The sequence below is a fragment of the Geomonas diazotrophica genome, assembly GCF_018919385.1.
Lineage (GTDB): Bacteria > Desulfobacterota > Desulfuromonadia > Geobacterales > Geobacteraceae > Geomonas > Geomonas diazotrophica.
Genome location: NZ_JAHLMF010000021.1, coordinates 36,169 through 45,339 on the forward strand (window position 1 = coordinate 36,169; position 9,171 = coordinate 45,339).

10 protein-coding genes and 1 rRNA gene are annotated in these 9,171 nt (G+C 58.6%); 3 read left to right on the forward strand and 8 right to left on the reverse strand.

The genetic code is table 11. The annotated features are described in order from the left end of the window. Window positions 1-216 precede the first annotated feature (216 nt). The 3 genes from hfq to mutL are packed head-to-tail and all read right to left on the reverse strand — an operon-like array spanning window position 217 to window position 3,413. Entirely contained in the window at window positions 217-441 is a 225-nt protein-coding gene (gene hfq / locus KOM00_RS18990) for an RNA chaperone Hfq (protein ID WP_012529414.1), read from the reverse strand. A 12-nt stretch (window positions 442-453) separates the two neighbouring features. Next, window positions 454-1,368, reverse strand: a complete 915-nt coding sequence (gene miaA, locus KOM00_RS18995) for a tRNA (adenosine(37)-N6)-dimethylallyltransferase MiaA (protein WP_216500592.1) — start codon at window positions 1,366-1,368, stop codon at window positions 454-456. Window positions 1,369-1,406: 38 nt separating this feature from the next. After that, entirely contained in the window at window positions 1,407-3,413 is a 2,007-nt protein-coding gene (gene mutL, locus KOM00_RS19000) for a DNA mismatch repair endonuclease MutL (RefSeq protein WP_456264256.1), read from the reverse strand. A gap of 141 nt (window positions 3,414-3,554) precedes the next feature. Between mutL and KOM00_RS19005 the strand changes: the two genes are divergently transcribed. Continuing rightward, window positions 3,555-4,460 carry a D-alanyl-D-alanine carboxypeptidase family protein gene (locus KOM00_RS19005; protein ID WP_216500594.1) on the forward strand — a complete coding sequence of 302 codons (906 nt, stop codon included), beginning with the start codon at window positions 3,555-3,557 and terminating at the stop codon, window positions 4,458-4,460. Then, complete coding sequence (locus KOM00_RS19010; protein WP_216500595.1) at window positions 4,417-4,833, forward strand: secondary thiamine-phosphate synthase enzyme YjbQ; 417 nt, start codon at window positions 4,417-4,419, stop codon at window positions 4,831-4,833. Before KOM00_RS19005 ends, KOM00_RS19010 begins: the two co-directional genes overlap by 44 nt. A 46-nt stretch (window positions 4,834-4,879) precedes the next feature. Here KOM00_RS19010 and KOM00_RS19015 read toward each other — a convergent pair whose 3' ends face one another. Beyond that, complete coding sequence (locus KOM00_RS19015; RefSeq protein ID WP_216500596.1) at window positions 4,880-6,427, reverse strand: SpoIIE family protein phosphatase; 1,548 nt, start codon at window positions 6,425-6,427, stop codon at window positions 4,880-4,882. Continuing rightward, window positions 6,424-6,882: a response regulator gene (locus KOM00_RS19020; RefSeq protein WP_216500597.1), complete on the reverse strand. Its 459-nt coding sequence runs from the start codon at window positions 6,880-6,882 to the stop codon at window positions 6,424-6,426. The genes KOM00_RS19015 and KOM00_RS19020 overlap by 4 nt, the downstream gene beginning before the upstream one ends. Window positions 6,883-7,205: 323 nt before the next feature. Here KOM00_RS19020 and KOM00_RS19025 point away from each other — a divergent pair, with 323 nt between their 5' ends. Next, window positions 7,206-7,535 (forward strand): cytochrome C, encoded by a 330-nt coding sequence (locus tag KOM00_RS19025; protein WP_216500598.1) that lies wholly within the window; start codon window positions 7,206-7,208, stop codon window positions 7,533-7,535. Window positions 7,536-7,577: 42 nt separating this feature from the next. On the opposite strand, the gene KOM00_RS19030 is transcribed toward KOM00_RS19025, so the two are convergent. From KOM00_RS19030 to rrf, 3 genes are all read right to left on the reverse strand, one after another. Next, complete coding sequence (locus KOM00_RS19030) at window positions 7,578-8,483, reverse strand: L,D-transpeptidase family protein (RefSeq protein WP_216500599.1); 906 nt, start codon at window positions 8,481-8,483, stop codon at window positions 7,578-7,580. A 14-nt stretch (window positions 8,484-8,497) separates the two neighbouring features. After that, entirely contained in the window at window positions 8,498-8,836 is a 339-nt protein-coding gene (locus tag KOM00_RS19035) for a hypothetical protein (RefSeq protein ID WP_236027082.1), read from the reverse strand. A 221-nt stretch (window positions 8,837-9,057) separates the two neighbouring features. Beyond that, window positions 9,058-9,171, reverse strand: a 5S ribosomal RNA gene (gene rrf / locus KOM00_RS19040); the annotation flags it as partial.

Here is a 9,171-nt window from a genome sequence, read left to right on the forward strand (position 1 = left end):
CGGTAACAGCAGTCGCAGGATACCCCGCGAGGCAACTGGCGTGAGAGCGGCGGCGCGCAGACTTTAATGATAGGTGGAGAAGGAGGAATTTGGCAACAGATAAAAAACGAGCCGGCCCTTTAGAGCCGGCTGGAAGGAGGTACCGTGGTGACGAGCATGTACCGTCCGGATTGATACGGCTAATCCGGATCCCTGGTTCCTGCACAAGTGATCACGCTACTGGTGCAGTCGGAAAACGCCGTCTACAGAAGTGATACTGCAGATCGCGTGCTTATAGATGAGGATATCGCCGTGCACTTCCATGAGTACGGAGAAGTTATCGAAAGATTTGATATGCCCTTCCAGTTTTTCACCGGACATGAGCTGCACCAAGACCTTTACGCGCTCCTTGCGAGACTGGTTGAGATACTGGTCCTGGATGTTAAAAGGCGTTTTAGGCATGATTCCGCTCCTTTACCCAAAGAATTCAATCACATGAACAAGGATACTAGCAAAACCTGCGGGATATTCAAGCCAATAAATATCATTTTCCCTGCCGAACCAGGTCATCTGCCGCTTGGCATAGCGGCGGCTGTCCCGCTTGATCAGCGTAACTGCCTCATCCAGCGTCATTTCACCAGCCAGGTAGGCCGTCACTTCCTTGTACCCTATGGAGCGCATTGACTTCAATTCACGGCTGTACCCTTGGATCAGAAGTTTCCGGACCTCTTCCACCAGCCCCTTTTCCAGCATCCTTTCCACCCGTGCATCGATACGCCGGTACAGTTCGGCCCGGTCCACGCTGATCGCCAGCTTCAAGGCACGGTAATGGTCGCCCGAGAATCCGTGCTCGGCCCGGAAGGCGGAAATGGGGCGGCCGGTCTGGGTGTACACTTCGAGGGCTCGCACCAGGCGCACCCGATCGTTGGGGTGAAGCCTCGCCGCGGTCTCGGGGTCGACCTCTGCCAAACGCCGGAGCAGTTCGTCTCCCGGGATATCGTCAAACTGACGGCGCAATTGCGGGTCACCGGTCGGGGAGTCGACAAGCCCCTCCAGCAGGGCGCGCAGGTATAGCCCGGTCCCGCCGACCACGATCGCCCTTTTCCCCCGTCGGTCGATGTCTTCGATGGCGGCAGACGCCTCGCGCCTGAAGTCAGAGGCGGTAAAATCCTGGTCCGGTGACACGATGTCGATCAGGTGGTGCGGCACCCTGGCCAGCTCTTCCGGGGAGGGCTTGGCAGTCCCGATGTCCAGACCGCGGTAGATCTGCATCGAGTCCGCATTGACGATCTCGGCGTCGATCTGCTCGGCCAGCTTAAGGGCCAGGTCACTCTTGCCGGACCCCGTGGGTCCCCCCACCACCAGCAGTTTTATCTTCTCTTGCGTCATGGTTTCTCATCTACCGCGGCAGCGGTTCGGCTGCCGGTCTACACCCGCTTGAACATCTTCTCCACCTCGGCCAGGGTGAGGGTCTGCATCACCGGCCTGCCATGGGGGCAGTTGCTGGAGAAGTCCGTCTCGTCCATCTGCCTGAACAGGGCCGAGATCTCCTGCGCGGTCAGGGTGCGCCGGCCGCGCACCACGCTATGGCAGGCGATGCGCGCCAGGAGGTCCTCCTGGATGTCCGTGAAGGTCCGGCTGCGACTCAGGCTGGAAAGTTCCTCGAGGATGTCGCGGATGGTGCGCAGGTAGTCTGTGCCGGACAGGATCTGTGGCACACCGTTCAACAGCCAGGTATTGCCCCCGAATTCCTCGAAGGAAAAGCCCAGCCGACGCAGCTCCTCCAGGTTCTCCCCGAGAACCGCCGATTCCCTGAAGGAGAGCTCCAAGGTCTCCGGGAAGAGAAGCCCCTGGCTGTCCACCTCTTTGCCTGCGAACTCTCCTTTGAGTCTTTCGAAGGCCACCCGCTCGTGCGCCGCGTGCTGGTCGATCAGCACAAGGTCCGTGCCCCGCTGGCACAGGATATAGGAGGCGTTGAACTGGCCGATCACGGCAAGCGACGAGAAATAGCCCGGTGCCTCGCTCTCCTGGCTCGGCGCAACCTCCGGCTCCTGGGAGGCTGGTCCCTGGGGGCACGGGGCGGGGGCGGCTTCCTCTCCCCTCCTGGCGGGCGCCTCGAAGTGGTACTGGGGGCGCAGCGGGGGCTGGGGCTTTGGCTGATATCCCACCAGCAGCTCGCGGATCTCGGCCACCTTGGCCTCGCTGACCGATTGCGTCGCCGGCTGTACCGTCTGTGTCATCTGATGCACCGGATGCGTCGGTGCCTGACCTGCTGTTGCTGCCGCCGCCGGAGTGGGCGCGACGGCGTGAGGCGACGCACCCTGCGATGCGCATGAAGGGCCCGGGGCACGAAGTGGCGCGCTGACGGTGCTGCTGCGCTGCTCGGCACCCAGCTCCGGCGGAGCTGAAGCCGGTACGGCCGGCCGTTTCAGCCAGGGGGTCTGCTTCAGCACGCTTTCCACCGCGTACTGGATCGTGTCGTGCACCTTCCCCTGTTCGCGGAACCTCACCTCGTGCTTGGTCGGATGCACGTTCACGTCTACTTCGCCCGGGGCGATATCGATGAACACGGCGACGACGGGGTAACGCCCGCGCTCCAGAAAGTTCCGGTAGGCCTGGAGAATGGCGTGCTGCACCACCTTGTCCTTGATGAACCGGCCGTTTATGTAGGTGTACAGATGACTGGCGGCGCTGCGGCTGCATTCAGGTGCCGCCACAAGGCCGGTCACCCGCACGCCCCCCGGCACCTCGTACGACACCGGATAGAGGAAGGAGGCGATGGACCGGCCAAGCAGGGTCGCCACCCGCTCCTTGAGGTCGGCGTCGAGCGCGCGGAACACCACCTTGCCGTCATTTTTATAGGTAAAACGGACGTCGGGGCGGGAGATGGCCAGCCGGGTCAGCAGCTCCCCCACATGTCCCCCTTCGGTCTCTGCGCTCTTCATGAACTTGAGTCGCGCCGGCGTATTGAAGAAGAGGTTGCGGACCGCGATGACCGTCCCGGCCGCCATGCCACACTCCTTGACCTCCTTGATGCGCCCCCCCTCGACGTAGATCTCGGTCCCCTCCAGGCTGTCGCTGGTGCGGGTGGAGATGGTGAGGCGGGACACCGAAGCCACCGAGGGCAGCGCCTCGCCGCGAAAACCGAGGGTTGAGAGGGCGAAGAGATCCTCGTCGCTGGCGATCTTGCTGGTGGCGTGTCGCTCGAGTGCCAGGAGCGCGTCCTCGCGCGACATCCCGCTGCCGGAATCGGTGACCTTTATGAGCCGCCGGCCGCCGGACTCGATCTCCACCACGACCTCTTTGGAGCCCGCGTCGAGGGCGTTCTCCACCAGTTCCTTGGCCACGGAGGCCGGCCGTTCCACCACCTCGCCGGCGGCGATTTTGTTGGTCAGGTTCTCGGGAAGTATTCGTATCTTGGTTGCCAATGTCATCCTCTCGCTGCGGTAATCGAAGTGAGCAAGATACCTTAAGGGGCGCCCCTTTGTAAATCCAAGATTCGCTGTCGCAGGCAACCCCGCGCGCGTGCCTTTGCACTCATTGCGGGAGCGGGAAACGATGCTATAACATGCAGAATGAAAATTTTCTCATCTACCAAAAGATATATTTTCATCGCGACAGTAATCTACGGCTTCGTCCTTCCTCAGCCAGCCACTGCACGCTCCTACCATCCCGCCACGACCTACCTGGTCAAGATCAACGGCCAGATATTTCGCCAGCGAAACGCCGCCATCCGCCGGGCGCCGGCCAGCCTCACCAAGATGATGACCGCCTTGGTCGTCCTGGAAAGGTGCGACCTGGACGAGGTGGTCGTAGTGAGCCGCAGCGCCGCACGGGAAACCGGCAGCAGGATCGGGCTGAGGCGTGGTGAGAAGTTCCGGGTGCGCGACCTGCTGGCGGCGACGCTGATCGCTTCGGCCAACGACGCTTGCCGAGCCCTCGCCGAGCACGCCTGTGGCAATCAACGCGATTTCGTGATACAGATGAACGCGCGGGCCCGGGCCCTTGGCCTGGAAAACACCCATTTTGCCAACGCCTGCGGCCACGACAACAGGGGGCTCTATTCCAATGCGCATGACCTGGCGCGCCTGGCCGAGAGGGCGATGCAACTGCCGCAATTCGCGAAGATAGTCGCGAGCCCCAACATGCGCATCGCCACGCTTGACGGCAGGCACAGTTATTATCTGAGGAATAAAAACAGGCTGATCGGCAGGTATCCTGGGGCTATTGGAGTCAAAACGGGGACCACGCCCAACGCCGGCCAATGCCTCGTTGCTCTGGCCGAGCGGGAGGACAGGAGGGTCCTGCTGGTTATCATGCACTCCAGGAACAGGTGGCAGGCGGCACCGGCCCTGCTCGATGCCGCCTTCGCGGTCTCCTCACCGCGTCATGCCGCAAAAAGAGTCACCGAATCAGCGACACCAGGAAGGAGAGAGGATGAAGCATCACCGGAAGGAGTTATGGTTCCAAATCAAGAGTAGGCGCGGCTTTGTCAACATCACCCCTGACCTCGAAGCCGCCCTGGCCGAAAGCGGAATACGCGAGGGGCTCTTGTTGTGCAACGCCATGCACATCACCGCCAGCGTCTTCATAAACGATGACGAATCCGGGCTGCACCAGGACTTTGAAGAATGGCTGGAAGGACTGGCACCCGAGAAACCGCACAGCCGGTACCGCCACAACTATGGCGAGGACAACGGCGACGCGCACCTGAAAAGAACCATCATGGGGCGGGAAGTGGTCGTTGCGGTAACGGGCGGAAAGCTGGATCTGGGGCCTTGGGAGCAGATTTTTTACGGAGAGTTCGATGGCATGCGCAAAAAGCGAGTCCTGGTAAAGATCATCGGCGAGTAGTCACATGGGAACCGGGCCACTGGGCGAAGCACTTATACCCCCCCCCTCACACAGCGTGCAGCACCAAAACGGTAATGTCGTCGGGCTGCGGGTCAGGCTTGCCTATCAGGGCAATGAGAGTGTCGGCCATCTCCTGGGCGCTCTTCTTTCCCGAAAGCTTCCTTGCCAGCTTCTCGTGAGTGAGTTCCAGTTCCGGCTTCGCATCTACCAAGCCGTCACTGTAGAGGACCATCACATCGCCCTTCCCGAACTGCACCGCCCCCTCCTGGTACACCTCATCACTCTGTATCCCCAAAGGGAGCCCGCGAGGGTTCAAAGTCTCTACTGCACCGTTGGCACGTCTGACGAAAACGTAGCCGTGACCGCAGTCGACAAACGAGAGTGTTCGTGACGCGGAGTCCAACTGGGCGTGGAACAGGGTCACGAAACTCTCAGAATTCTCCAGATCCTCGTTCAGCGAGTTTTCGGCCAGGTGCACAGCTTGCGCCGGCGGATTGTAAAGAGTGACTGCATGAAGCGCCGCCCGGACCGTGGCCATCAACATGGCGGCGGCCATCCCCTTCCCCATTACATCCCCGAGGGTCAGGTTGAAGAGCGTAGGCGACACCTGCTGCCAATCATAGTAGTCGCCGCCAACCTGTTTGGCAGGGAGACAGCGGGCGGCGATCTCGAAATTCGTGATTTGGGGATATACCCTCGGCAGGAGCTTGGCCTGGATCTCTGCGGCATACACCAACTCAAGCTGCAGCTGCATGCGGCGCAGCTCGCTCTCCCGTAGATCAGCCTCCGCCTTTTTCCGTTCGCTGATGTCCCTGAAGATGGAGATGTTGCCGGTGACGTTGCCAAAGCGATCCAGACGCTTCATCGCGTAAAGCTCGCCGATAAAGACTTCGCCGCTTCTCCTACGGAAATGCAGTTCCACCAGCTTTCCCTTCACCCGGGTTTTGGCGTCGAAAACCTCCTTGCCGGTACTGTCGTAATCGTCATCCTTGGCATAGAGAATTCTGCTGCTCTTGCCGATCACCTCCGGCGAATCGTAGCCGAAGATGTCGTGAAGCGCGGGCTGGTTCACATGCAGTATGGTGCGGTTGTGATCGGCGACCACGATGACGTCGCGAATGCTGTTGAACAAGTTGCGGTAGTCTTCGGCTCGCTTCTCGATTTCGGCGTGCGCTACTTCCAGGTCCCGCTCGGTTTGCCGCTGCTTGGCCCGTTCCTGTGCCTCGGTAAGCGCGCGCTGCACCGCGGGAACCAGCCGGGATAAGCGGCTCTTGAGGACGTAATCCGTTGCACCGCTCTTAAGAGACTCGATGGCCGCTTCTTCGCCCAACTTCCCCGATACAAAGACGAAGGGCAGATCGGGCAGTTTCTGACGCACCATCGCCAAGGCGGTCATGCCATCGAAAGCGGGAAGCGCAAAATCAGCCAGGATCAGGTCCATCCCGCCGCGCTCCAAAGCGACACTGAACTCGTCCCGCCTCGACACTACCTGGACCTCGCAATCGAGCCCCTCCGAGGTGAGTGTCAGCAGAACCAGTTCCGCATCCATTGGATCATCTTCAAGGTGCAGTATGCGCAGACGCTCCTGTTTCATTGATTATGGCCCTTATGAGGTAGCGGAGGAGGCTCGTTGATTATGGCCCAAAAGGCGCCGACTTCCTTGACAGCTGTAATGAACTCGGAAAAGTTCACCGGTTTTACGACGTATGCGTTGACCCCCAACCGGTAGCTGTCCACAACATCCCTCTCCTCCCGTGAAGAGGTCAGCACAACCACCGGGATGCATTTGAGCTTCTCATCCCGTTTGAGAATGCCGAGCACCTCTAGACCGTCCACCTTCGGCAGTTTCAAGTCCAAAAGTATGACCGCCAGGTTCAATGACGCCTCACCGGCATACGCCCCACGCCTGTAAAGATAATCGAGGGCTTCGGCACCGTCTCTGACAACATCGACCCCGTTGGCAAGATTATGCTCAGCGAGGGCCTCCAAGGTAAGTTCAGCATCATTGGCGTTGTCCTCAACCAACAATATCCGCTTTAGCTTTAACATCCCCGTATCTCCTTAGTCCCCTCACCGCATACCAGGAAAACATGCAAGGAAAATATCCGTTGGACACACAGATTTTACCACGTCCTGTCTGAGATACACCAATGGCCTTTGCCCCTTGGGGACTCCTCATGCCTACAACTGAAGGACAGAGACTACTGTGGAACAGATCATTTTTAACGGAAAAAACAGGCTGCCATCCCTTTTCAAGTTTGGCTTATCCCTATGCAGGTGGTGAAAATACCTTTCCTTAGGAGCAAGGACATGATTTTCTGCTATATCTTAATGCAAAGTTACGCTCGACATCACGAGTAAAAGGAGAAGCAATGAAAGATTTGATTGTTGTGGCATTAGCGGTAACCGCACTTTCCATCACCACCCTCCAGGCTGCACAGGAAGCACCCAAATCTGCGCCCACATCTGGGACCAATCTTGGCAGTGTCACTGGTGGCGTGTTCAAGGAAGCACACTTGGTTATCGACAAAAAGTGCGTTTCGTGCCACACCGCTGAGCGCATCGAAAGCGCGATCGTCGCCGGCAAGGACATGCAAAAGATCCAGCACAGAATGGAACTCAAGGGAGTAAAGCTGACTGCCGACGAACAGTCCGTGCTGGGAATCTTCTACAAGCAGAGTCCGCTGAAACCAAAGAAATAGTCAACGCCAACCAGGACCGGGGGGGGGACCGCCCCCCCTTACCTATGGATCTGTCCAGGTTATTTCCACCGGATACCCCTTATTCTCATAATAGGCACGAACCAGTTTCCCCATGTCAACCCGTTGCAGCAGTCCCTGATCTGCCAACATGTGCAGGATATCTCCAACCCCCACCGTGTCTCTATCCTGGTGGTGGAATTCAATGAATACCTTCCCCTCCTTCACTCCCACCTTCACCGGCTGGTTTATAATCCATACCCGCATCCCTTGCTGAACTTTGGCAAACAGCGACGCGATGTCATCTGGATACAGGCGCAAACAACCGTGACTCGACCGTCTGCCAATCCCCCAGGGACGGTTCGTCCCGTGGATAAGAATTTCCTTGCGGGACAGGCGCAAAGCATGTCGCCCGAGCGGGTTACGCTCTCCAGGCGCGACCACCGCGGGAAGTTGTGGTCGCTGACGCCGGATGGAAGCGGGGACATGCCAGCTAGGATCGAGGATTTTATCAACTATGACAAACCTTCCAACCGGCGTGTCGGTGCCTTCATCGCCTATGCCTATAGGGTAGGACTCGACCCCGTAGGCATCGGTCGTTGGAAAAACGAATAGCCGCAACTCAGCCAAGTTGACCACGATGGAAGGACGTTCAGATACTGCCGGGGGGATCCACGCCGAAGGTATGGTAACAACCGTACCAGACTTAGGGAGAATCGGGTCGACTCCGGGATTCGCGTCCCGCATCTCGTTGTAGCCGAGATCAAACCTCCGGGCGATTTCAATGAGGGATTCCTTTGGACGCACTTTGTACTGGCGTAGTTGTCCAATATACCCGCCAGCGTAGTAGGGAGGCAACGCAGCAGCCGCCTCACCTGCACGCGCGGAACAGGTCGGCAGCACAAGCGCCGCTACCACGGCACAGAGGACGACAAGCACGTTGCAAACCATGGCTATTGTCGTCGCTATTTCTTCTGCTCAAGCTCGAACATCTTTTCCGCTCTTTCAGCAGCCTGCGTGGCAATGGTCGCAGCAGCTTCTGCTCTTTGTGCGCTGCCATCCGCCCTAGCTGTAGCATCATCGAGCATGGCCTTGTTAGCAAGTTGCGCCTGAGAGACTTGGTTCTCAAGCGTGGCAAGCCTGCTCTCTAAAGAGTTAACTCGCTCGGCGAGCGAGGCACTCTTTGCTTCGAGAACATCAACCTTGCAGGAAACTTGATCAAGTTGCCTGCTGACGTAGCCCTTGGTGGCACAACCAGACACCATGAAGGGGACTGCAATAACGATAAGGAAGGTGAGCTTCAAGATGAACCTCCACGCATAATAATTGACATTCGCCAATTTTATACACCATGCCGGCATTTGCAACGTGAACCTGTGAGAGATTGAAGTGGGGGCGGAGGGACGTGTTTCGAGGGGCGAAGCTGCAGGAGAAAGGAACAACGTCAGAGGCTCTGGGCAAGCAGCCCATGCGCAGAACGCGAAAAAGCCCCGTCTGTTTTCAGACGGGGCTTTTTCTATTAAATTCCCTGCGGCGACCTACTCTCCCACATCGTTTCCAATGCAGTACCATCGGCCCTGAAAGGCTTAACTTCCGTGTTCGGGATGGGAACGGGTGTGACCCTCTCGGCATAGCCACA